This window comes from Nonomuraea sp. NPDC059023 (assembly GCF_042740095.1).
Lineage (GTDB): Bacteria > Actinomycetota > Actinomycetes > Streptosporangiales > Streptosporangiaceae > Nonomuraea.
On record NZ_JBHYIO010000015.1, the window covers coordinates 232,241 to 253,864 of the forward strand.

21 protein-coding genes are annotated in these 21,624 nt (G+C 70.5%); 10 read left to right on the forward strand and 11 right to left on the reverse strand.

Features of this window, described 5'->3' with window-relative positions:
- Positions 1-5: 5 nt before the first annotated feature.
- Positions 6-1,088, reverse strand: coding sequence for a hypothetical protein (locus tag ACFWYW_RS25970; protein ID WP_379611909.1), 1,083 nt, complete (start codon positions 1,086-1,088; stop codon positions 6-8).
- A gap of 134 nt (positions 1,089-1,222) precedes the next feature.
- Between ACFWYW_RS25970 and ACFWYW_RS25975 the strand changes: the two genes are divergently transcribed.
- On the forward strand, positions 1,223-1,762 hold the full coding sequence (locus tag ACFWYW_RS25975) for a gamma carbonic anhydrase family protein (protein ID WP_379611910.1): 540 nt from the start codon (positions 1,223-1,225) through the stop codon (positions 1,760-1,762).
- 51 nt (positions 1,763-1,813) lie between these two features.
- Positions 1,814-3,406, forward strand: a complete 1,593-nt coding sequence (locus tag ACFWYW_RS25980; protein ID WP_379611911.1) for a hypothetical protein — start codon at positions 1,814-1,816, stop codon at positions 3,404-3,406.
- 450 nt (positions 3,407-3,856) lie between these two features.
- Here the strand turns inward: ACFWYW_RS25980 and ACFWYW_RS25985 are convergent, their stop codons facing one another.
- The 7 genes from ACFWYW_RS25985 to ACFWYW_RS26015 form a co-directional block, all read right to left on the reverse strand.
- On the reverse strand, positions 3,857-4,138 hold the full coding sequence (locus ACFWYW_RS25985; RefSeq protein ID WP_184971324.1) for a metal-sensitive transcriptional regulator: 282 nt from the start codon (positions 4,136-4,138) through the stop codon (positions 3,857-3,859).
- Positions 4,139-4,176: 38 nt separating this feature from the next.
- On the reverse strand, positions 4,177-5,238 hold the full coding sequence (locus ACFWYW_RS25990; RefSeq protein WP_379611912.1) for a glycosyltransferase: 1,062 nt from the start codon (positions 5,236-5,238) through the stop codon (positions 4,177-4,179).
- Positions 5,235-5,987 (reverse strand): hypothetical protein, encoded by a 753-nt coding sequence (locus ACFWYW_RS25995; RefSeq protein ID WP_379611914.1) that lies wholly within the window; start codon positions 5,985-5,987, stop codon positions 5,235-5,237. Before ACFWYW_RS25995 ends, ACFWYW_RS25990 begins: the two co-directional genes overlap by 4 nt.
- 190 nt (positions 5,988-6,177) lie before the next feature.
- Positions 6,178-8,280 (reverse strand): (Fe-S)-binding protein, encoded by a 2,103-nt coding sequence (locus tag ACFWYW_RS26000; RefSeq protein ID WP_379611915.1) that lies wholly within the window; start codon positions 8,278-8,280, stop codon positions 6,178-6,180.
- 148 nt (positions 8,281-8,428) lie between these two features.
- Positions 8,429-9,010, reverse strand: coding sequence for a TetR family transcriptional regulator (locus ACFWYW_RS26005; RefSeq protein WP_379611916.1), 582 nt, complete (start codon positions 9,008-9,010; stop codon positions 8,429-8,431).
- Complete coding sequence (locus tag ACFWYW_RS26010; protein ID WP_379611917.1) at positions 9,007-9,765, reverse strand: class I SAM-dependent methyltransferase; 759 nt, start codon at positions 9,763-9,765, stop codon at positions 9,007-9,009. Before ACFWYW_RS26010 ends, ACFWYW_RS26005 begins: the two co-directional genes overlap by 4 nt.
- A complete protein-coding gene (locus tag ACFWYW_RS26015) occupies positions 9,762-10,571 on the reverse strand; it encodes a sugar phosphate isomerase/epimerase family protein (protein WP_379611918.1) in 810 nt (269 codons plus the stop codon). The genes ACFWYW_RS26010 and ACFWYW_RS26015 overlap by 4 nt, the downstream gene beginning before the upstream one ends.
- A 57-nt stretch (positions 10,572-10,628) precedes the next feature.
- On the opposite strand from ACFWYW_RS26015, the gene ACFWYW_RS26020 reads away from it, so the two are divergent.
- From ACFWYW_RS26020 to disA, 6 genes are all read left to right on the forward strand, one after another.
- On the forward strand, positions 10,629-11,327 hold the full coding sequence (locus ACFWYW_RS26020) for a class I SAM-dependent methyltransferase (RefSeq protein WP_379611920.1): 699 nt from the start codon (positions 10,629-10,631) through the stop codon (positions 11,325-11,327).
- A 34-nt stretch (positions 11,328-11,361) separates the two neighbouring features.
- Positions 11,362-11,727, forward strand: a complete 366-nt coding sequence (locus ACFWYW_RS26025; protein ID WP_379611921.1) for a MerR family transcriptional regulator — start codon at positions 11,362-11,364, stop codon at positions 11,725-11,727.
- Positions 11,724-12,029 (forward strand): thioredoxin, encoded by a 306-nt coding sequence (trxA, locus tag ACFWYW_RS26030; RefSeq protein ID WP_379611922.1) that lies wholly within the window; start codon positions 11,724-11,726, stop codon positions 12,027-12,029. The genes ACFWYW_RS26025 and trxA overlap by 4 nt, the downstream gene beginning before the upstream one ends.
- 73 nt (positions 12,030-12,102) lie before the next feature.
- Positions 12,103-14,253: a M20/M25/M40 family metallo-hydrolase gene (locus ACFWYW_RS26035; RefSeq protein ID WP_379611923.1), complete on the forward strand. Its 2,151-nt coding sequence runs from the start codon at positions 12,103-12,105 to the stop codon at positions 14,251-14,253.
- Between the two features lie 10 nt (positions 14,254-14,263).
- Positions 14,264-15,661: a DNA repair protein RadA gene (gene radA / locus ACFWYW_RS26040; RefSeq protein ID WP_379611924.1), complete on the forward strand. Its 1,398-nt coding sequence runs from the start codon at positions 14,264-14,266 to the stop codon at positions 15,659-15,661.
- Positions 15,662-15,701: 40 nt separating this feature from the next.
- Positions 15,702-16,787: a DNA integrity scanning diadenylate cyclase DisA gene (gene disA, locus ACFWYW_RS26045; protein WP_184971346.1), complete on the forward strand. Its 1,086-nt coding sequence runs from the start codon at positions 15,702-15,704 to the stop codon at positions 16,785-16,787.
- Between the two features lie 304 nt (positions 16,788-17,091).
- Here disA and ACFWYW_RS26050 read toward each other — a convergent pair whose 3' ends face one another.
- Complete coding sequence (locus ACFWYW_RS26050) at positions 17,092-17,775, reverse strand: hypothetical protein (RefSeq protein WP_379611926.1); 684 nt, start codon at positions 17,773-17,775, stop codon at positions 17,092-17,094.
- A gap of 195 nt (positions 17,776-17,970) precedes the next feature.
- Between ACFWYW_RS26050 and ACFWYW_RS26055 the strand changes: the two genes are divergently transcribed.
- Complete coding sequence (locus ACFWYW_RS26055) at positions 17,971-18,726, forward strand: A/G-specific adenine glycosylase (RefSeq protein ID WP_379611999.1); 756 nt, start codon at positions 17,971-17,973, stop codon at positions 18,724-18,726.
- Positions 18,727-18,798: 72 nt separating this feature from the next.
- Here the strand turns inward: ACFWYW_RS26055 and ACFWYW_RS26060 are convergent, their stop codons facing one another.
- Positions 18,799-19,176, reverse strand: a complete 378-nt coding sequence (locus ACFWYW_RS26060; protein WP_379611927.1) for a cupin domain-containing protein — start codon at positions 19,174-19,176, stop codon at positions 18,799-18,801.
- Between the two features lie 62 nt (positions 19,177-19,238).
- Between ACFWYW_RS26060 and ACFWYW_RS26065 the strand changes: the two genes are divergently transcribed.
- On the forward strand, positions 19,239-19,709 hold the full coding sequence (locus tag ACFWYW_RS26065; RefSeq protein ID WP_379611929.1) for a MarR family winged helix-turn-helix transcriptional regulator: 471 nt from the start codon (positions 19,239-19,241) through the stop codon (positions 19,707-19,709).
- 176 nt (positions 19,710-19,885) lie between these two features.
- Here ACFWYW_RS26065 and ACFWYW_RS26070 read toward each other — a convergent pair whose 3' ends face one another.
- A complete protein-coding gene (locus tag ACFWYW_RS26070) occupies positions 19,886-20,824 on the reverse strand; it encodes a TIM barrel protein (protein WP_379611930.1) in 939 nt (312 codons plus the stop codon).
- Positions 20,825-21,624: the final 800 nt, after the last annotated feature.

The following is a 21,624-nucleotide window of genomic DNA, read 5'->3' on the forward strand; positions in this document are numbered from 1 at the left end:
GTCGGTCACTTGCGCACGTCGGTCAGCCCGCCGATGTTGACGTCGGTGTCGTCACTCGCGCGCTGGGGCTGGGGCTGGGGTTCCTCGATCGAGTCCGCCACGATCACCCGCACATCCTCCTGCGAGGGCGAGGGTACGGCGGGCTCCTCCTGAGCCGGAAACGTGACCACGTCCTGAGCCGCGGGCGCCTCCTGGGCGGGAAGCGTGAGCGCCTCGTCGGCCGGAACGGCCGGCGGCCCCTCCAGAAGCGGCCCGGCGGCCGACTCGCTGCGCATCAGGTCGCCCAGCACCGCGCTGATCTCGGTCAGGCGGCGTACCACCTCGCCATGGGTGTCGGTGAGGTAGCTGACCCGGCGCCCGGCGTGCTCGTCCAGCGAGGCGGCCCGCTGCTGCGCGGCCGTCAGCGTCGACTCGGCCTCTCCGCGCGCCGAGTCGAGCGTCTGCTCCGCCTCGGCCCTGGCCGCGTTCATGGTCCGCTCGGCCTCGGCCTGCGCCCCTTCGACCAGGCGCTCGGACTCCGTGGTGGCGGCGGTCACCGCGCGGTCGGCCTCCGACCTGGCCTCGCGCAGGGCCTCTTCGGCCTCGGCCCGCGCGGTGGTCAGGGTCTCCTCCGCGTCAGAGCCGGCCTGGGCCAGCATGCGCTCGGCGGCCGAGGTGGCCTCGCCCACGCGGCGCTCGGCCTCGGCCTGGGCCGAGGTCAGGATGTTGTCGGCGGTCTCACGGGCGGAGGTGACCATGCGGTCGGACTCCGACCTGGCGCTCTCCCGCACGCTGGCGGCCTCGCTGGCGGCGTCCTCCTTCTTGGCGGCCGCCTCCTCCTCGCCCAGCTTGAGGATCTGCGCCAGGCGCGGGCTCAGGTCCTCGTAGCTCTGCGGCGCCTCGACCATGCGCCGCCTGGCCTCGGCCAGTTCGATGCGACCCTGCTCCGCCTGGTCGATCGCCCGTGCCAGCCGCTCTTCGAGATCTCGGATTTGATTGCGGGTTCTCATCATGTAGTCGTGGACCTGACGGCGGTTGTAGCCGCGCATCACGACCTCGAAGGTGTCCTCTTGCATCAGATCGGGGATGCTCTCGTGCTGGTTTTTCATGGGGGTTACCTATGGTCTGCGTGAGGCGGGGGACTGCAATTTGTGAGTGTCTGACGACGAGACGTCAGGAATCGACTTTCCTGCCATCTGCCCACGTCCGCAACCGGAACGCCACACCTGGGGCAGGAATTACGATGTCCCGGGTGTACATAGCAGCGTTGGACAACGGGGCAGTTCCGGACATTCATCCCGAGGCGTACATAGCGCCAGGGGCCGTCGTCGTGGGCCGCGTCAGCGTGGGCCGGGCGGCGTCCATCTGGTACGGCTCCGTCCTGCGTGGAGACGACGAGCGGATCGAGATCGGGGAGGAGTGCAACGTCCAGGACCTCTGCTGCCTGCACTCCGATCCGGGAGAGCCAGCGATCCTGGAGCCGCGGGTCAGCCTGGGTCACAAGGCGATGGTCCACGGGGCGTACGTCGAGACCGGCGCCCTGATCGGCATCGGCGCCATCGTGCTCGGCGGCGCCCGGGTCGGCGCGGGCACCCTCGTGGCGGCGGGCGCGCTGGTCGGCCCCGGCAAGAGGATCCCGCCGGGCGTGCTCGTGGCCGGCGTACCCGGCAAGGTCGTGCGCGAGCTCACCGACGACGACAGGGCCACGTTCGCGCGTACCCCGGATTCCTATATGGCCAAGGCGATCAGACACCGTTCGGCGTCCCCCCTCCGATCGTCATAACGGACATTCTGCCCCCTATTGCCGCCGACCGTGGCGGACCGGCGAAGTACGATGGCCGCCGTGCACCCCTTGGACCCCTTCTCGGCCGTCGAAGCGGACGTGCGCGCGCTCGTGGCGAACCCGCGCTGGGCCGGGCTCCCCGATCACCTCAGGGCCGAGGCGCTGGCGACCACGACGGTCGTCACCCCTGACGGCGGCCGCTGGCTCTTCGGCGCCCACGCCCGCTGGTACCTCCACGACCCCGCCGACGGCCGCTGGCACCTGGCCGCCCCGCCGCGCGGCCTGCCCGTCCGCGCCGGCCGCCACGGCTCGCCCGTCCTGAACCCCGGCCTGCTGCCCACAGGGGCCGACTTCATCGGCCCGGACGGGTCCACCCAGGCCTTCATCGGCCCCGACGTGCACCCGGGCCTCACCGAGGAGATCCGGGTCCTGCTGCGCCGCGCGGGCCGCAAGTCGGAGCTCGACTACCCGCTGACCTCCTTCAGGGACGTCTTCGCCGCCGACGTGCCGAGCACGGTCGCCGCCGTCTGGGGCACGATCATGTGGTGCGCGTACGCGCCCGCGTTCGACGGCAACGAGCGCCTGCTCACCATCTTCGGCGAGTACCTGCGGCGGCCCCTGCCGGGCGACGAGTGGGTCCGCTGGCTCACCCGCCCCTCCCTGGAGGCCCTGGTCACGCTGTACGCGGAGCGCGTACGAGCCGCCGGCCGGTCCGACCCCGCACAGGTGTCCGCCCCCTACCCTTGGCACACCCACCCGAGCGAGCAGCCCTCCACCACAGGCCCCGGCCACACAGGACCCAGCCACTCGACATCCGGTCACGCGGCATCCGGTCACTCGACATCTGGCCACCACTCGACGGGCCACTCCGCATACGGCACGACCGAGCACTCCCACGGCGGCGGCTCAGGCCCGTCCGGCGGCGCGCGGAGCGGGAAGGACACGCCGGGGAAGGCCGGGCTGCGCCTGGTGGCCCTGATGGCCGACACCGCGCAGATCCTGGCCGACGACCCGCGCTTCGCCCCCCGGGCCCACGCCCTGCTGGCCATGCTCAAGCCCCTGCTCCACCAGCCCGCCCTCGACCACGCCGCGGCTCTCAGGGGCGACGACACGGTACGGCGGGCGTGGCTGGCCCGCGTCCCCGCCGACCTGGCCAGGTGGATCCTGCCCGACACCGACCCCGGCACCGCCTTCCGGCACACGGTCTACGACCTGGTGGAGTCCCTGGCGTTCACCTCAGACGCGCCGAGGGCGGCGGCGTCCTTCCTGACCGACCTGCCGGGGGCGGGCGATCGGCTGCACGACTGGCTGGACCACCGGGTCCGCCACGCCTACGCCGAGCTCACCGCGCATGTGGCCGAGTACGGGGAGCACACCGAGCCCGACGGCTTCGCCGTACCGGCGTTTCTGTGGACGGGCGCGACAGGCGGCTGGCCGGAGCGCGCGACCTCGCCGGCGACGGCGCGCGGGGTGGTGGTGGCCCCTCCGGACAGGGGTTCCGCGGCGGCGGTGCTGGGCGCGGCGTACGCGACGGGGCTGACGTGGTGCAGGCTGACGGGGGCGCGGATGCCGGAGGAAGGTCTGGCCGGGGCGCGGGCGATCGTCCGCAGGCTCGTGCACGAGCGCGACGACATCCACCCGTAAACCACTAATACCGTAATTTCTCTCTTACTCCCCCTATATCGTTCTTTCTCCTGAACAACCGGGCATTGGCTGAATTGTGATCTCGGAAACGGGAAATGATCCTGATGGGGCCCGGCGGTACAGAAAGGAATGACCCCGATGGGCCATGTCGCCTGAAGGGCCCCGGGCCGTAACCTCGTAGAGGGTGTGGGCTGCGGAAGGAAGGACGACGCGGTGGGGCACGATGACCTGGACTATCGGGTCCACGATCGTGTCGCGTTGGACGAGATTGCACTCTACGCCGAGGTGCTGACCGCCGTGGCAATCAGCGACCGGCGACTCACCTTGGCCGAGCTCGACGACGCGCTCGGATTGCGGACTTCAGCGAGTCACTGAAATGGGCCAGTACAAAGACCTAGTCCCGGACTCCCCAGGGGTCCGGGACCGCGGTGACAGGACTAGTCACTTCGACTAGGAACGAACCAGACGCGCGATGGCCGCGGACGCCTCCTTCACCTTCGCGTCCGCCTCCGGTCCCCCCGTGTTGATCGCGTCGGCCACGCAGTGCGAGATGTGCTCCTCCAGCAGCCCGAGAGCCACGGCCTGAAGCGCCCGCGTGGCGGCGGAGACCTGTGTGAGGATGTCGATGCAGTAGGCGTCGTCCTCCACCATGCGCTGGAGGCCCCTGATCTGGCCCTCGACCCGGCGCAGCCGCGTCAGATAAGCCTGCTTGTCTCCGCTGTACCCATGCATGGTCCTACGGTACCCGTAAGCGGTATCGCGAGCCGCGTTCAGCGAAGTTCGCTGATCAGCTTCTCCCACTGCTCGCCCACGCCGTCGGCCGAGTGGCGGCCGGTCGTCTCCAGCGCCCCCGCGGCCAGCGAACGGCGCCGCCGTTCGTCGTCGATGAGCGCCAGCAGCGCCGCGGCGAACATCTGCTCCTCGCCCTCGGGCACGAGCACCCCGTTGTAGCCGGTCGCCACGAACTCGCTCGGCCCCCTGGCCCCGTCGAAGGCCACCACGGGCACCCCGCAGCCCATCGCCTCCAGCACGGTCATCCCCAGGTCCTCGGTACGCGAGGTCGTCGCCACGATCGAGGCCTTGGCGAACTCGCCGGCCAGATCGGGCGTGGTGCCCATGAAGTACACGTGGTTGTGCAGATCCAGTTCGCGCACCAGCGCGCGCAGCCGCCGCTCCTCCGGCCCGCCGCCGTAGAGCCGCAGCCGCCAGTCGGGACGCTTGTCGGCCACCATCGCGAACGCCCTGATCAACCGGTCGTACGCCTTGGCCGGCACCCACCGCCCACCCGCCGCCACGATCCTGTTGTCCATCCGCGAGCGCGGCCACGGCCCCCGGGGCAGCGCGTCCGGTACGGCCAGCACCTTCGGCCCGCCCTCGACCAGCCGCGTCCATTCCTCCCGCGCCGACTCGGTGGCCGTGACGACCGCGTCGAGCCGGGGGTAAAACTTGCGCACCGGGGCGGGCACCGAGGGCCTGCCCCATTCGCGGGCAATGCGGAGGATTTCTCGCGGGCCGTACCTGGCGGCCTGGACAGACAATGCTGGCCGCGTCGTGATCAGAACATCACTTTTCAGCCCGCGCAACGTCCGCCACAGCGCCACCTCCGTGCGCATCTGCCCGCTGGGGAACAGGTGCCGGACACCCGGCCGGACGTCCACCACCGAGCGGAGCCTGACCTTGGAGCCGACCGGGAAGAAGGGCTTCTCCTTCTGCCGCCTGATGCTGATCACTTCGACCTCGTGGCGCTCCGCGAGGGCGCTGGCGAGGTTGAGGGTGGATCGGATGTCGCCGCGCATGCCGTACGCGGAGGGGAGCATCAGGCTGACCTTCACCCGCCCACCTCGATCCGCAGTTCGTCGTCGGCGGTGTAGCAGGGCCGGACGGGCACGCCGTCCACCTTGGTCGCCGGATAGTGCAGGCGGCGGCGTTTGCCGTCCACGTCGTCGAGACGCGAGCCCAGCCGCAGCGGCTCCGGCAGCCCTTCGACCTCCAGCGACGGCTCCCAGGTGCCGGAGGCCTCCGGGTCGGCGGCGATCACGTCCACGAGGGAGATCGCGGCATGGAAGCGCACGCCCTGGACGGTGGCCCGCGCGGACAGGTGCGCCGCCGACTGCCTGCGGCGCAGGGCGAGACTGGCCTCGTGGCGGGCGTCGTCGTCGTCCAGGCCGGTGAAGGCGAGCAGGCCCATCACCTCGAACCGGCCCTCCCTGAACCACACCGAGCGCACCTCGGCCACGGGCTCCGCCTGGTCGATCTTGAGCGCCAGGAAGCCGTTGCGCGTGCGGTAGGAGCGGTAGGCGAAGGTACGTTTGCACAGCGCGTAGGTGTCGAGGTGGTCCAGCGAGAAGCCGGGGTCCACGCTCCTGAGCCTGGTGCGCGCGCCGTCGTGGCGCAGGTAGGCGTCCCATCTGCCGGCGATGAGGCCGAGCGGCGCCAGCGAGACCGCGAGCGTGGCCTCGCGCGACCTGTTTCCCGGCTTGCCGAGCACCACGTCGCGCTCGACGCCCGTTCCCCGATGGCGCAGCACCAGCTCGGTGCCTTCATCGAGCGGGTCGTCGATCGCGAGTCGCAGGGAGAGCACGTCAGCCAGAGTGACTTCCGCGTCTGTGACGACGACGCGCATCGCGAGCCCCCTCCCCGTCGAATGAAGCCATGCGACGTTGAGGTTACCGTGATTTTCCCGTTATGTGGATGGCGGATTTCCGGCCCTTGACCGGTCTGACGTGCGAAACTCCTCCACAAGGGCTGTGAAGGAGTCCGACTTTCCCGCGTCAGGACGTACCCTTGACCGACTTGATCAAGAGCTGCGCCACGTCCACGACCTCCAGTGACTCCTTCGCCTCGCCGCTGTTCTTCTTCTCGTTGATGGCGTCGCCGAGCATCACCATGCAGAACGGGCAGGCGGTCGAGACCGTGTCCGGGTTGGTGGTCAGCGCCTCGTCCACGCGCTCGGTGTTGATGCGCTTGCCGATGCGCTCCTCCATCCACATGCGGGCGCCGCCGGCGCCGCAGCAGAAGCCCCGGTCCTTGTGCCGGTGCATCTCCTGGGTCTGCACGCCGGGAACCTTCGACATGATGTCGCGGGGCTGGGAGTAGACCTTGTTGTGGCGGCCGAGGAAGCACGGGTCGTGGTAGGTGATCTTCTCCTCGATCGGCGTGACCGGCGTGAGCTTGCCGGTGTCGACCAGGTGCGACAGCAGTTGGGTGTGGTGGACGACCTCGAAGGTGCCGCCGAGCTGCGGGTACTCGTTGGCCAGCGTGTTGAAGCAGTGGGGGCAGGTGGCCACGATCTTCTTGACCCCGGCCTCCTTCAGCGTCTCGATGTTCTGCTGGGCGAGCATGTTGAACAGGTACTCCATGCCCAGGCGGCGGGCCGGGTCACCGGTGCAGGCCTCCATCGGGCCGAGCACGGCGAACTTCACGCCCGCGATGTGCAGGAGCTCGGCGACGGCCTTGGTGGTCTTCTTGGCCCGGTCCTCCAGGGCGCCGGCGCAGCCGACCCAGAAGAGGTACTCGGCGTCCTCGGGCATCTTGTCCTCGACCAGCTCGACCTCGAAGTCGAGCTCCTCGATCCAGTCGGCCCGCTTCATCTCGGACATGCCCCACGGGTTGCCCTTGTTCTCCAGGTTCTTGACCATCACCCCCGCCTCGGACGGGAACGACGACTCCACCATCACCTGGTAGCGGCGCATGTCGAGGATGTGGTCGATGTGCTCGATGTCCACCGGGCACTGCTCGACGCAGGCGCCGCAGTTGGTGCACGACCACAGCACGTCGGGGTGGATGATGCCTTCCTCGCCGACCAGCGGCTTCTCCAGCAGCGCGAGCACGTCGGTGTCGGCGTGGCTGGTGTCGGCGCCCTGCAGCAGGTAGGGGGCGACCTTGAAGGCGTGGTCGCGCTGGTCGAGGATCAGCATCTTCGGCGACAGCGGCTTGTCGGTGTTCCACGCCGGGCACTGCGACTGGCAGCGTCCGCACTCGGTGCAGGAGTAGAAGTCGAGGAAGCCCTTCCAGGTCGTGTCGCCGATCTTGCCCCGGCCGAGCTTCTCCGGGTCCAGGTCCTCGTCTTCGAAGTCGACGAGCTTGCCGTCCACCCGCAGCTCGGAGGCGGCGCCCAGGCCGTCGGGGCGACGCGAGAACAACACGTTCAGCGGCGCGGTGAAGATGTGCAGGTGCTTGGAGTTCACCACGATGACCAGGAACACCAGCATGAAGCCGATGTGCAGGAGCAGCGCGATCTCCTCCAGCAGCGTGCTGGCGGGCAGGACCTTGCCCAGCGCGATCGAGACGAACGCGCCGCCGGTGTACGGCAGGTTGCCGTTGGCCGAGGCCACCCCCCGCGCCAGGAACAGCGTCCAGATGATGTTGAAGATCATGAACAGGACGAGCCAGGCGCCGCCCAGGTGCGAACCGGAGAAGCGGGACTTGCGGCCCAGCGTCTTCGGCGAGTTCTTGATCCGGATGACCGCGAACGCGATGAGCCCGAGCACACAGGCCACCGCGATGAAGTCCTGCAGGAAGCCGAGCGCCGACCACTGCCCGATCAGCGGGATGTGGAAGTTCGGCCGCCCGGTGATGGCGCCCTGGACGATCCCGCCATAGGCCTCGACGTAGACGGTCAGCAGGATGAAGAAGGCCCACATGACGAAGAAGTGCGCCACGCCGGACGGCGTCCACTTCAGCAGCTTCTTCTGCCCGAAGACCTCGACGATCTGGGCCTTGAGCTCATCGGGTACGTGGGTCTTGGCGTACTCGATGCGTTCGGGGGCCGGTGGTCCCACGGTCGCGAGCTTGAACAGGAACAGGGCCCTGCGGCCCGCGACGGCCACCGCCGCCACGGTCATGACGAGCGCGAGCACGGCTACCCAGAGCACGGGTCCTCCCACAGACGGCGTTGGCTGCCAGCGTACGGTTGCCGGTCATCCACGCAATGACCAGGTCTCCCCAGAATCCTACCCGTGAGTAACATTCCGGGCCCAACGCGACCCACCCTAAGGTCAACCCGCCTTCTAGAACAATGCTCTAGCCTGTGAGATAGCGCTGAATCGTCGGCGCTATCAGCGCCACCAGCTCCTCGTCGTCGGCGGTGGCCAGGGGCTCCAGCTCCAGCACATAACGCGCCATCACCAGCCCGAACATCTGCGAGAAGGCCGCCTCGATCCGCAGGTGCGGCACGCCCAGCCCGTCGGCCACGCGGAAGAGCAGGGCGTTGGTGATGAACTCCCGCAGCATCGCCAGCGCCGCGTCGTTCGTCATCGCCGAGCGCATCAGCGCGATCACCGGCTGGCGGGCCTCTCTCTCGGCGGTCAGCGCGAGCAGCAGGCGGACCAGCCGCTCGCCCACCTCTTCGCGCGGCCCCGCCAGGATCGCCGGCACCACTTCCTCCGGATTGACCGGGAGCTGCATGGCCTCGGCGAACATGCCCTCCTTGGTGTTGAAATAGTGGTGCACCAGCGCGGGGTCGACCTTCGCCTCCCTGGCGATGCCCCGGACCGTCGCCTTGTCGAAGCCCTTCTCGGCGAAGACCGTCCTGGCCGCGCTGAGGATCTCGCCCCGCGTGTCCACGGACCCCGGCCGGCGGCCGGGGCGCCGTTTGACGGTCATCTCCCCACCGCCAGGTAGACGCGCATCGGCACGCTCAGCATGCCGCTGGGGAAGGCCAGCCTGAGCTCGCCCCGGCGCCGCTCCACCAGTTCATCGGCCAGATCGGCCGGCAGCGCCGCCATGTAGGAGTGGGAACGCAGGTCGAGCAGGAACTCCTCGACGCCGACCAGCCGGTTCCACGGGATCCAGCGCTCCTCGACCACCTCGAAGGCGGCGGCGATCGGTGGCGGCGACCACTTCTCGTGCGCCGGGCCCCAGTAGCGCGGCGCCTCGGCCGACAACCGCGCCTCGTAGGCGGCCAGCCACTCGGCCTGGCCGGCGTCGGCGAAGTTCCAGCAGGCGGCGATCGCGCCGCCTGGGCGCAGCGCCCGCCGGGCCTCGGCGATCGAGACGGCCGGGTCCAGCCAGTGCCACGACTGGGCGTAGGTGACCAGGTCCGCGCTGGCGTCGCCCACGGGCAACGCGTTGCCGTCGGCCACGACCGCGGCGACGCCGGCCGTACCGGAGAGGCGGGAGACGAGGTAGGAGAGCATTTCCGCGCCCGGATCCACGGCCAGCACCCGCGCGCCGCGGGCCCGCAGGGCACGCGTCAGGATGCCGGTGCCCGCGCCGACGTCCACGACCGTCGCGCCCGCGAGCTCGATCCCCGTGATCTCGGACACGGCGCCGTAGACCTCGTCGGGGTAGTGCGGGCGGGCCGCGTCGTAGGCCTCGGCGACCCGGTCGAACACCCTGCCGAGTTCACGTTCGATCATGTGCGCGCCGCCAGGTACAGCCGGGCGAAGGCGAGCGCCTCGGCGAGGTCGTCGATCCGCTCGCTGCGCGAGGCCGCCTTGCGGGTGTTGATCTCCAGCACGACCAGGCCGTCGTAGCCGTTCCTCGCCAGACGCTCCAGCATCGGCGCGCACGGCTGGTTGCCCCGGCCCGGCACCAGGTGCTCGTCCTTGTTGGTGGTGCCGAGGCCGTCGGCCAGGTGGAGGTGGGCCAGCCGGTCGCCCAGCTTGGTCGCCATCTCCATGGCGTCGGAGCCGGAGACCGCGGTGTGCGACAGGTCGAGCGTGACGTGGGGGAAGTCGTAGTCGACCGGGTTCCAGTCGGGCGAGTACGGCACCACGTCGTTGCCGCGGGCGCGCAGCGGGAACATGTTCTCCACGGCGAAGATGATGTCGGTCTCCTCGCGCATGCGCGCCAGGCCGGTCTCGAAGTCGCGAGCGTAGTCGCGCTGCCAGCGGAACGGCGGATGCACCACGACGGTCTGCGCGCCCAGCCGCTCGGCGGCCTTCTGCGCCCTGACCAGCTTGGCCCACGGATCGCGCCCCCAGACACGCTGGGTGACCAGCAGGCAGGGCGCGTGGATGGCCAGCACGGGTACCTCGTAGTGCTGTGAAAGCCGCTCGATCACGTCGATGTCCTGGCTCACCGGGTCGGCCCCGACCATGATCTCGACCCCGTCGTAACCCAGGCGCGCGGCCAGTTCGAACGCATCGGGTGTGCGTTCCGGATATACCGAAGCAGTGGACAATGCGATCTTCGCATTGGGCACGCGGATGACGTCAGCCACGTTGCCAGCCTAAGCGGGGTGAGGCTGCGGCGTGGCGCATGCGCCTACGGTTGACCCATGTCACGCATTGCCCACGGCGCCATCCCGAGTCCCAACATCTGGAACACGCCGCAGGTCTACGAGCTGGAGAACCGCGCCGTCGACCCCGATGGCGCGGCCGACGCGGCGATGCGGGAGATCCGTCCGCGAGACGGCGCGGTCGTGCTCGACATCGGCTGCGGCACCGGCTACCACCTGCCCGCGCTCGCCGCGCAGGCCGCCCGGGTGATCGGCGTGGAGCCGCACGGCGACCTGGTCAAGCTGGCCCTGCGGCGCTGCGCGGGCCTGCCGGGCGTCGAGGTGCACCGCGCCACCGCCCAGAGCCTGCCGGTGCCCGACGCGAGCGTGGACGTGGTGATCGCGCGCTGGGCGTACTTCTTCGGTCCCGGCTGCGAGCCGGGCCTGCGCGAACTCGACCGCGTGGTACGGCGGGGCGGCGCCGCCTTCGTCGTCGACCTGGACGCCACCCGGGGCGACTTCGGCCGCTGGTTCCAGCGCACCGTGCCCAGCTACTCCCCCACGGCCGTCGAGACCTTCTGGACCCGGCAGGGCTGGCTGCGCCGTCCGCTCGACCTGCGCATGTCCTTCGAGCGCCGGGCCGACCTTGAAGCGGTGCTGCGCATCGAGTTCACACCGGAAGTGGCCGCCGAGGCGATCCGGGAGACTCCTGGCCTGGAATTGGCTTATCCGAACGTGCTGCGGTGGCGTACCTATTGACATTGACGTTGGTGTCAACGTTTAGCGTGGAGGCATGCGGATCGGTGAACTGGCCAGACGGGCGGGCGTGAGCACCAGGTCACTGCGCTATTACGAGCAGCACGGCCTGATCAGCGCCCGGCGCGCCGCCAACGGCTACCGCGAGTACCAGGAGGACGACGTCCGGCTGGTCAGCGAGATCCGCACGCTGCTCACCAACGGTTTCACGCTGGACGACGCGCGCCCGTTCGTCGAGTGCCTGCGCTCCGGGCACTCCTCCGGCGGCGACTGCGCCGGTTCGGTGGAGGTCTACCGGCGCAAGCTGGAGGAGATCGACTCCGAGATCCGGACGCTGCTCGCCCGCCGCGCCGAGGTGGCCGCGCAACTGTGTTCCGGATGTGTCTTCAAGGGAGAGAAATGATCACGCTGACCACCGAAAACTTTGCCGAGCAGGTACTGAAGAGCGACAAGCCGGTGCTCGTGGACTTCTGGGCCGAATGGTGCGGGCCCTGCCGTATGGTCGCCCCGGTGCTGGAGGAGATCGAGGCCACGCGCGGCCTGGCGGTCGGCAAGCTCAACACCGACGAGAACCCGGAGATCATGGCCCGCTTCGGAGTGATGAGCATTCCGACCATGATCCTTTTTGAGAACGGGCAGCCGGTCAAGCAGGTCGTCGGCGCCAAGCCCAAGCGCCTGCTGGAGCGCGAGCTGGGCCTCGCGTAGTCCCTTTTGTGTAGTTCGGATCGTCATCGCGAGCGATCCGCTCCGCTGAGTAACCGTCCTAACGTGGCCGGTCATGAGCCGAGTTCTCAGCCTTCTCGCGCTGGCCGTGCTGGTGGCGGTCACGATGTTCGACCTGGCCCCGCCCAGGAGCGCCGCCACCGCTTTCAGCGCGGCCCGCGCCTTCGAGGACGTGCGGGTGATCGCGAAGGCGCCGCACCCGACCGGCTCGGCCGCGAACGACCGCGTCCGCGACCACCTGGTCGCCCGCCTGAAGGACAACGGCTTCGACACCCGCGTCCAGGAGGGCGTCGGCGTGCTGCCCCTGGACTACACGGGCAGCACGCCCGTCGGACGGGTCCGCAACATCGTCGCCACCCGCCCCGGCACCGCCTCCACCGGCCGGATCGTCCTGGCCGCCCACTACGACTCCGTACCGGGCGCGCCCGGCGCCGCCGACGACGGCGCCGGGACCGCGGCCGTCCTGGAGGTCGCCCGCACCCTGCCGCCGAACCTCCGCAACGACGTCGTCGTCCTGCTCACCGACGCCGAGGAGGCGGGACTGCTCGGCGCCGAGGCCTTCGCCCGCCAGAACCGCTTCGACGGCCCCGTCGTGGTGCTCAACCACGAGGCCCGCGGGGTGCGCGGCACCGTGCAGATGTTCCGCTCCTCCGGTGGCCTCATCGACGTGTACGGCACCGCCGCCCCGCACCCCGCGGCGGACTCCGCCTTCGCCTCCCTGATGGGCCTGCTGCCCAACAACACCGACTTCCACGTCTTCGACCAGGCCCGGTGGATGGGGCTCGACTCGGCCTTCGTCGGCGGCGGCGCGTATTACCACACCCCGCTCGACGACCCCGCCCACCTGGACCGGGGCAGTCTCCAGCAGATGGGCGACAACGCGCTGGCCGTGGCGGCGGCGCTGGGGTCGAAGGACCTGGGCACGCTGGAGTCCGCTGGCGAGCAGGTGTTCTTCACCGTGCCCGGGGCGCTGGTCAGGTATCCGGGATGGCTGGAGCTCCCGATCGCCGCGCTCGCCCTGGTGATGGCTCTGGCCGTGGTGTTCGTGGTGCGGCGGCGGGGGCTGGTGAGCTGGCCCCGGGCTCTTGCCGGGCTGGGGGTGTCCCTGGTGACCGTGGTCCTGGCCGGGGCCTGGGGATACGCGCTGTGGCCGCTGCTGGGGGCACTACGGCCCGGCTACACGACGATGTTCACCGGCGACCCCTACCGGCCCTGGTTGTACTGGGCGGCGTTGCTGGTGGTCACGGCGGCGATCGTGCTGGTGTGCGCGTCACTGTTCCGCCGCCGGTCGGATGGCCCGGTGCTCGCCGGGCCGGCCTGCGGCGGGTTGCTCCTTGTCGCGTCGCTCGGCATGTTGTCGGCCTTGTTGCTGCCCGGAGGGTCGCACGTGTTCGCCTGGCCGGCGTTGTTCGCGGCGCTCGGGTGGCTGGTGTCGCTGACGGTGCCGCGGGGCGGGATCGTCGCGCTGACGGCCGGGCTGGCGCCGGCCGCGGTCATGCTCGGCGGCACCGCGCTGACCTCGCTGGACATCGGGCTGGGCATCGGTGGCATGTTGTCGGCTCCGCATTTCGCGCTCCTGCTGCTGCTGATGCTGCCCGTGGTGGAGCGGCCGCCGGGCCGTACCGTGTGGGTGGTGCTGCCCGTGGCGGCGGTGGCGCTGATCGCGGCGGGACTGTACGCGGACCGCTTCGACCCCGCACACCCGCGCCAGGAGCACGTCTCCTACGCGATCGACACCGGCACCGGCGAGGCGCGATGGGGACGGCCCGGCGGCGGCGGCGCCGACGGCGTCCGGTTCTTCGGCGAGGAGGACATGACCACGAGCCGGGCACCCGCCGCCCCCTTGCGCGCGCCCGGACTGACCGTGCTGAAGGACACGACCTCCGGCGATGTCAGGACCATGGCGCTCCGCCTCACCCCGTCCGGGGCGGCGCCGGTCGTCGGGCTGGACGTCGAGGGACAGCGGCCGAAGATCACCGTGGCGGGTCGCGAGCTGGGCGAGCGGGCCGGGTTCGCCTTCCACGCGCCGCCCGCGGAAGGGGTGGAGGTCACGCTGACGCTCCGCGCGGGCGAGGCCAAGATCCGCATCTACCAGCAGGAGTACGACATGTCAGTGATCCCCGGATACCGGGTTCCGGAAGGCAGCATGCAGCTCCGGCCGAGCACGACCGCCTTCCTGACGAAGATTGTCGCCCCCGCCCGCTAGCCTGCTCCGCATGGCCAAGACTGCGACGGGTTATCGCTGCACCGAGTGCGGCTGGCGCACGCTCAAGTGGGTCGGCCGCTGCGGCGAGTGCCAGGCGTGGGGCACGGTCGACGAGGAGGGCGCCAAGGGCGTCCACGTCGTGCGGGCCGGGGCCACGACGGGGCCGGCCGTACCGATCGGCGAGGTCAAGGCCGAGATCGCGACCGCGCGCACCACCGGCGTGGGCGAGCTCGACCGGGTCCTCGGCGGCGGCGTCGTGCCCGGCGCCGTCATCCTGCTGGCCGGCGAGCCCGGCATCGGCAAGTCCACGCTGCTGCTGGAGGCGGCCGCGTCCATCGCCCAGCGCGCCACCGTGCTCTACGTCACGGGCGAGGAGTCCGCGGCGCAGGTCAGGCTGCGCGCCGACCGCATCGGGGCGCTGCGCGACAACCTCTACCTCGCCGCGGAGACCGAGCTGTCCGCGCTGGTCACCCACGTGGAGAAGGTCCAGCCCCGCTTCCTCGTGGTCGACTCGGTGCAGACGATCAGCTCCGCGCAGTCCACCGGCGTGCCCGGCGGCGTCACCCAGGTGCGCGAGGTCGCGGCGAACCTGGTCCGGCTGGCCAAGGAACGCAACATGGCGACCGTGCTGGTCGGCCACGTCACCAAGGACGGCTCGATCGCCGGGCCCCGCACGCTTGAGCACCTCGTCGACGTGGTGCTCAACTTCGAGGGCGACCGCCACTCGCGGCTGCGCCTGGTGCGCGCGGTGAAGAACCGCTTCGGCCCGACCGACGAGGTGGGCTGCTTCGACCTGCACGAGCGCGGCATCGAGGGCATCACCGACCCCACCGGGCTGTTCGTCTCCCAGCGCAGCAAGCCCGTCCCCGGCACCTGCGTGACCGTGACCGTCGAGGGCACCCGGCCACTGCCCGCCGAGGTCCAGGCGCTGGTCGCGCGCACCGAGGCGCAGCAGCCCCGGCGCACCACCTCGGGGCTCGACTCCTACCGGGTGCAGTTGGTGCTGGCCGTACTCGAACGCCGGCTCAACGCCAAGCTGGGCGGGTGCGACGTCTTCACCGCCACGGTCGGCGGGCTGAAAATTGCCGACCCGGCGGTGGATTTGTCCGTTATGCTCGCCGTGGCCAGTGCAGCGGGTGACAAACCGCTGCCTTCCGGTCTGGTCGCTCTCGGCGAGGTCGGGCTGGCCGGGGAACTGCGGCCGGTCAAGGACGTCCGGAGGCGGCTCACCGAGGCCGCGCGGCTCGGCTTCACCCGCGCGCTCGTACCCGCCGGATCGCTCGAAGAATCCGGCAACAAGCGCGCCGGGCAGCGCTCGCTGGTGCCGGTGGGTCCGGTGTCGTTCGCGCCCGGGTTCGAAGTCGTCCAGGCGGAGAACGTGTGGGACGCACTCACACACGTCACATAGCCCCGCTAAGCTGAAGTTGACATATCTACACGGGGGTCAGGTGCCAAACGACAGGAGTCTTGACGACCGCCGTCGCGAAGCCCTGGCCGCAGTGGCGCCGGGCACACAGCTACGCGACGGCCTGGAGCGGATCCTGCGCGGGCAGACCGGCGGCCTGATCGTGCTGGGCTACAACGATTCCGTCGAAGACCTGTGCAGCGGCGGGTTCCTGCTCGACGTCGAGTTCTCGCCCACCCGCCTGCGCGAGCTGGCCAAGATGGACGGCGCGATCGTGGTCCACCACGACGAGGACAAGATCGTCCGCGCCGCCGTCCACCTCGTGCCCGACCCCTCCATCCCCACCGACGAGTCCGGCACCCGCCACCGCACCGCCCAGCGCGTGGCCCGCCAGACCGGCCTGCCGATCATCGCGATCAGCAAGTCCATGCGCATCATCGCCCTCTACCTCGACGGCATCCGCTACGTCCTGGAGGAGTCGGCCGCCATCCTGTCGCGCGCCAACCAGGCGCTGGCCACGCTCGAACGCTACAAACACCGCCTCGACGAGGTCTCCGGCACCCTGTCGGCGCTGGAGATCGAAGACCTGGTGACCGTCCGCGACGTGGCCGCGGTCGCGCAGCGGCTGGAGATGGTCCGCCGCATCAGCGACGAGATCAAGGGCTACGTGGTCGAACTCGGCACCGACGGCCGCCTGCTGTCCCTGCAGCTCGACGAGCTGGTGGCCGGAGTCGACTCCGAGCGCGAACTGGTGGTCCGCGACTACCTTCCCGCCCCGGCCGGCCGCCGCCACCGCAACTTCGCCGAATCGCTCCACTCCCTCGACAACCTCACCGGCAGCGAACTCCTCGACCTGTCCGCCGTCGCCCACGTCCTGGGCCACAGCGGCAACGAAACCCTCGACAGCCCCGTCAGCCCGCGCGGCTTCCGCCTGCTGGCCAAGGTCCCCCGCCTGCCCGCCACGGTCGTCGACCGGCTGGTGGACCACTTCGGCGGCCTGCAGAAACTCCTGGCGGCCAGCATCGACGACCTCCAGGCCGTGGGCGGCGTCGGCGAGTCCCGCGCCCGCAGCGTCCGCGAGGGCCTGTCCCGCCTCGCCGAGTCCAGCATCCTAGAGCGCTACGTGTAGCCGGCTGTGTTGTTGTTTTCTCCCCGCGCGGTCTGGACCCCTCCGTGCGCTTGTTCCGCGCCGTGCGCCCTTTGACCGCCTGTTTTCGTTACGGCAAGCCCACCACCCCGCCCCGCCGTCCTCCGCGGGCGCCCGTCGAGCGATGGTCGTGAGGGCTCACGGGGTACTCGCCGCTACAACTCCGCCCTAGGCACGCGGGATGGCCCGGCCGGCCGCCGTCCAAGGCGCCGGATCACCACCGACCCCCACCCCACCGCCCCGGCGCCTTCCCGGGTTCCCCGGCTGTCCCGCGGCCGGTTGGGGGCTAGCGGAGGTGGAAGACGACCAAAGGGCTTTTGAGTTTGCCCAGGCGGGCCACTGCCACGTAGGTGCCGGGGAGGGCGGTGGGGCCGTTGGCCGTGCATTCGGTGCGGGAGCGTTTGCGGTCCCAGTCCACCGTGCGCACGAACGGGATCCCCCGCTCCAGCTTCTGCGCCGTCCCCGTCTCCCCGCTCACGCAGTCGGCCGTCGACCAGATGCGGTCCTCGCCGGACGTGATGCGGATCTCCATGGCCCGCGGCCCCACGTCGGTCGTGCACATGACCTGGCCGGTGTTGACAAGGGTGGCCATCAGGTTGGGCATGGCGCCGGCGCCGTACACGTCCTGCCTGCCCTGCAGGTTGAGGACCAGGTCGCTCTCCTCGCACGGCGCCCCTGGGCGTTTCACCTTGGCCGGGGCCGTGGTGGCGGGGTTCTTGGTGGGGGACGGGGTGGGGCTCGGGCTGGCCGTACCGAGAGCGAGGGTGCGCAAGCCGGCCAGAAGCGGATCGGCCGCGGGCGGACCGCTGCTCGTCGCGGTCTCTGCGCTGGAGGTCCGCTGCGGACCGCTGGAGCCGCTGGAGCAGGCCCACGCCACGACGGCGACCACCACCAGCACGCCGACCAGCACGCTCATGCGCCGACGCCAGTAGACGTCGCCGCCATCGCCACGCATCGCATCCGAATCCATACGCACAGCATGGTAATTCTGTGGCCACCGAGGGTGACGACACGCCGTCGGCGGCCCTTTCCGCGTACGCTAAGGCGGGTGATCGAGCCGATCCTCCTACACACCCCCGTTCTGGAGTGGTACGCCGACAACGCCCGAGACCTCCCCTGGCGCGCCGATGACGCGACGCCGTGGGGTGTGCTGGTGAGCGAGATCATGCTGCAGCAGACGCCGGTCGTCCGGGTGCTGCCGATCTGGCACGAGTGGATGGAACGCTGGCCCACTCCGAAGTCTCTGGCCGTCGAACCGCCGGGCGAGGCCGTGCGCCACTGGGGCCGCCTCGGCTACCCGCGCCGAGCGCTGCGCCTGCACGCGTGTGCCAAGGCCATCGCGGACGAGCACGGCGGCGAGGTCCCCTCCGACCACGCGACGTTGCTGGCCCTTCCCGGCATCGGCGAGTACACCGCCGCCGCCGTGGCCAGCTTCGCCTTCGGTGGCCGCCACGCCGTCCTGGACACCAACGTCCGCCGCGTGTTCGCGCGCGCCGTCCGCGGCGACGAGTACCCGCCGACCGCCACCTCCGCCGCCGAGCGCCGCCTCGCCGAAGCCCTCCTGCCCGCCCTGGGCGCGCCTCGCTGGGGCGTGGCCGTCATGGAACTGGGCGCCTTGGTCTGTACGGCCCGCAGCCCCAAATGCGCCGACTGCCCGATCTCCGACCTGTGCACGTGGCGCCTGACCGGCAAACCGGCCCACGACGGCCCGGCCCGCAAGGGCCAGACGTACGCCGGAACCGACCGCCAATGCCGCGGCCGCCTCCTGGCCGTGCTCCGCGCCGCCCACGGCCCGGTCCCGAAGTCGGCCCTGGACGTGGTCTGGGACGACCACGTCCAGCGCGAACGCGCCCTGGACGGCCTCATCACCGACGGCCTCGCCGAACACCTGGACGACGGCACCTACCAACTCCCCACCTGACCCATGGCCGATGGCGTGCGGGCTTGAAGGCGCGGAGGGCCACCCGGCGCCCCGGGCGGCCTTCCGGCGGGGTCAGGCGATCCAGGCCGGGGTGCCGAACTCCTTGCCGTCGGCCCCGAAGGCGTGGGCGTCGCCCGGTGCGGTCACCACGGCGGTGTAGCCCTCGGCACCGTCGGCCACGATCTGGCGGGCCGTACGCGCGGGCATGATCACGGTGTCACCGGCCGCGACCGCGAACGTCTCCTCACCCAGCGACACCGTGGCGCTCCCGGTGATCCAGGTCCACACTTGCTCGACGTCGAAGTCGTGCAGCGGCCCCTGGCCACCCGGCTTCACTTCCACCCGCCACAGGGAACGGCTCGCGCCGCCCTGCGTGGGCGAGGCCAGGGTGGTCATGACGCCTCCGGGGGTCTCGGTCACGCGGGCGTCGGCGTTGCGGACTACTGTCATGGCGCTCTCCTCATGTAAAATAGACAACCAAGTTGTCCATAAGGTAAACGAGGTTGTCTATCATGTCAAGCGAGCCCCCGGGCTTCGAGTTGCCGCTGCGTCTGTTCATGGCGTTCCGCATGATCATCGACGAGCTGCACGCCGAGCTCGCCCGCCAGGGCCACCCGGACGTTCGCCCCATGCACGGCTTCGTCATGCAGGCCGTCGGCCCCCACGGCACCACCGCCGTCGACCTCGGCCGCACCCTGGGCGTCTCGAAACAGGCCGCGGGAAAGACCATCGACACGCTGGAACGCCTCGGCTACGTGGAACGCAGCACCGACCCGGCCGACTCCCGCCGGAAGATCGTCAAGCTGACCCCGTACGGGGTGGACGCGCTGATGAAGTCCGCCGCCATCTTCGACGACCTGCGGCGCGCCTGGTCCCACACCCTGGGCGAGGACCGGCTACGCGCCCTCGAACAGGACCTGCGCACGATGACGCCACCGGACTTCTTCCGCCTGGACATCCCGGGCTGGTTCGGCGGCCTGTGAAGCAAGACCCGGCGCCCGAAGCCAGACCCTCCGGCACATCGTGCGCCACGAGCCCCGGTTCACCCGCCAAGCTCCTTACCGCCACCCGACCCGGCCCAGGCGGGGCGGTACACCCCCGAGAGGGGACGAGGCGGCGGGGGCGCGTGAACAAGACGCCGGAACGCCGCTGAAGGGGACTAGGCGGCCAGCTGGAGGCCGAGGCTGGTGAGGTTGGTACGGGCCCAGTCGAGCTCCTCGGCGAGGAGGGAGACCAGGGCGCCGGGGCCCTTGGCGCGGCCGGGGACGATGAGGTTGTGGGTCTCGACCTCGATGTGCGCCGTGCCGTTGACCGCCCCGGACAACATCGCCGTCAGCGTGTCGTGCAGGACGGCGCCGGTGCTCGGGTTCTCGTCGGTGTGGTTGTGCACGTGGCCCAGCTTGACCACGGGCGCACCGGCGGCGGCCAGGCCGCGCAGCGCCTCGCCGGGCTCTTCGGCACCACAGGCCAGATGACAGGCGTCCAGGCAGACGCCGAGGTGCTCGGAGTCGATGCCGCAGACCCGCTCCAGCGCCTGCTCGGTCGTCTCCAGCACGCACCCGGGCCACGGCTCGAACCCGACCCGGATCGTCTTGCCGGTGACGCTGTAGATGCCGCGCAGCTCGCGCGCCAGCCGTTCCAGCCGCTTGGTGGCGATCGTGTGCAGATCGGACGGCCAGTCGCGCCGCCAACCGATCGGAATCGTGGAGATGCTCCCGAACCGCACATCCTCCGGCAGCAGGAACGCCAGGATCTTGGCCAGGGCCATCGTGTAGCGGTAACGCTCGGGCTTGGCCCAGTCGGGGCCGGGAACCTCCTGGTTGCGGCCACCCGTCCCGTTGAGGCTGACGACCTCGAGCCCGCGTTCCTCCAGGGAACGGCGCAGGCGTACCAGCTCGATGCGGTCAGCCGTCAGATGATCGGCCACGGCGGGCGACAGCCACAGCCCGATCCCCATGCGCTCCACCCCAAGCCGCTTGCGCACCGGTACGGCATAGCGGGTCAGGTGGGCGATCAGGTTCTCGAGGTCTTCCGCGGGGTGCACGCCTGCGTTGTAGGCCAGGTGAACGAGCGTTCCGTCGTCGTGACGCAGGCGCATCGGCTTCCTCCACGGCTTGCACTGGTGTTGTTCCGGTCGCCCGCCTCGGGATAGCGCGGCCCTTGTCCGAGCATGTCTGCTCCCGGGTGATCCACGCGTCCGCCCTGAGTTGATTCCTCACTACTCCCCAGGGAGCAGCCTCACGGTAGGCGCACCTTCTTGTGGCGCACTTGGACGAGACTTGGCGACCTCATGCTCTACGCAGTGTAGTACTACCTGCCGTGGTGATACACCCCGTCCGCCCAACGATTCGGAAACATTGCCGCCCACCCCACCCCGCCACCGAAACCCTTCCACCCAAACCCCAGAACCCCACCAAAGCCACGACAACGAAGAGCGGGGTCACGGGCCAGAGATGCCCGACCGGGCACAAGCGTTAGCCCCTGGTGCGACGACGCCGTCGAGAGAGATGCCCGCGCCACAGGAAAGGCCCGCAAGGTGTTGACACCCCGGGTGTGGCGTCCCTGGACGCGCCACGGGCGTTGCCGCCACTGCAGGGTGCAGGCGGCCTGGGTGTTGGTGTCTTGGCGCTGGTGCCCCTGGGCCGCGGAGCGTGGGCAAGTGTGCGCGCGTCACGGCGGGGAGCGGTGAGGCGGAGGAGCGTGCCCCTGGAGGGCCGGGCAGGCACGACGGCGGATGGGGCCGACCAGGCTTGCCGTAACAGATACAGGGCTTGAGAGCGGCGTCGCAACAGACGCCGACGGACGAGAACGAGCCCCCCGCGGAAACCGCGGGGGGCTCGTTCTGACGCCGGTCAGTTCTGGATGGGCGCTGCGATCGCCGCCGCCGAGTCGGGCACC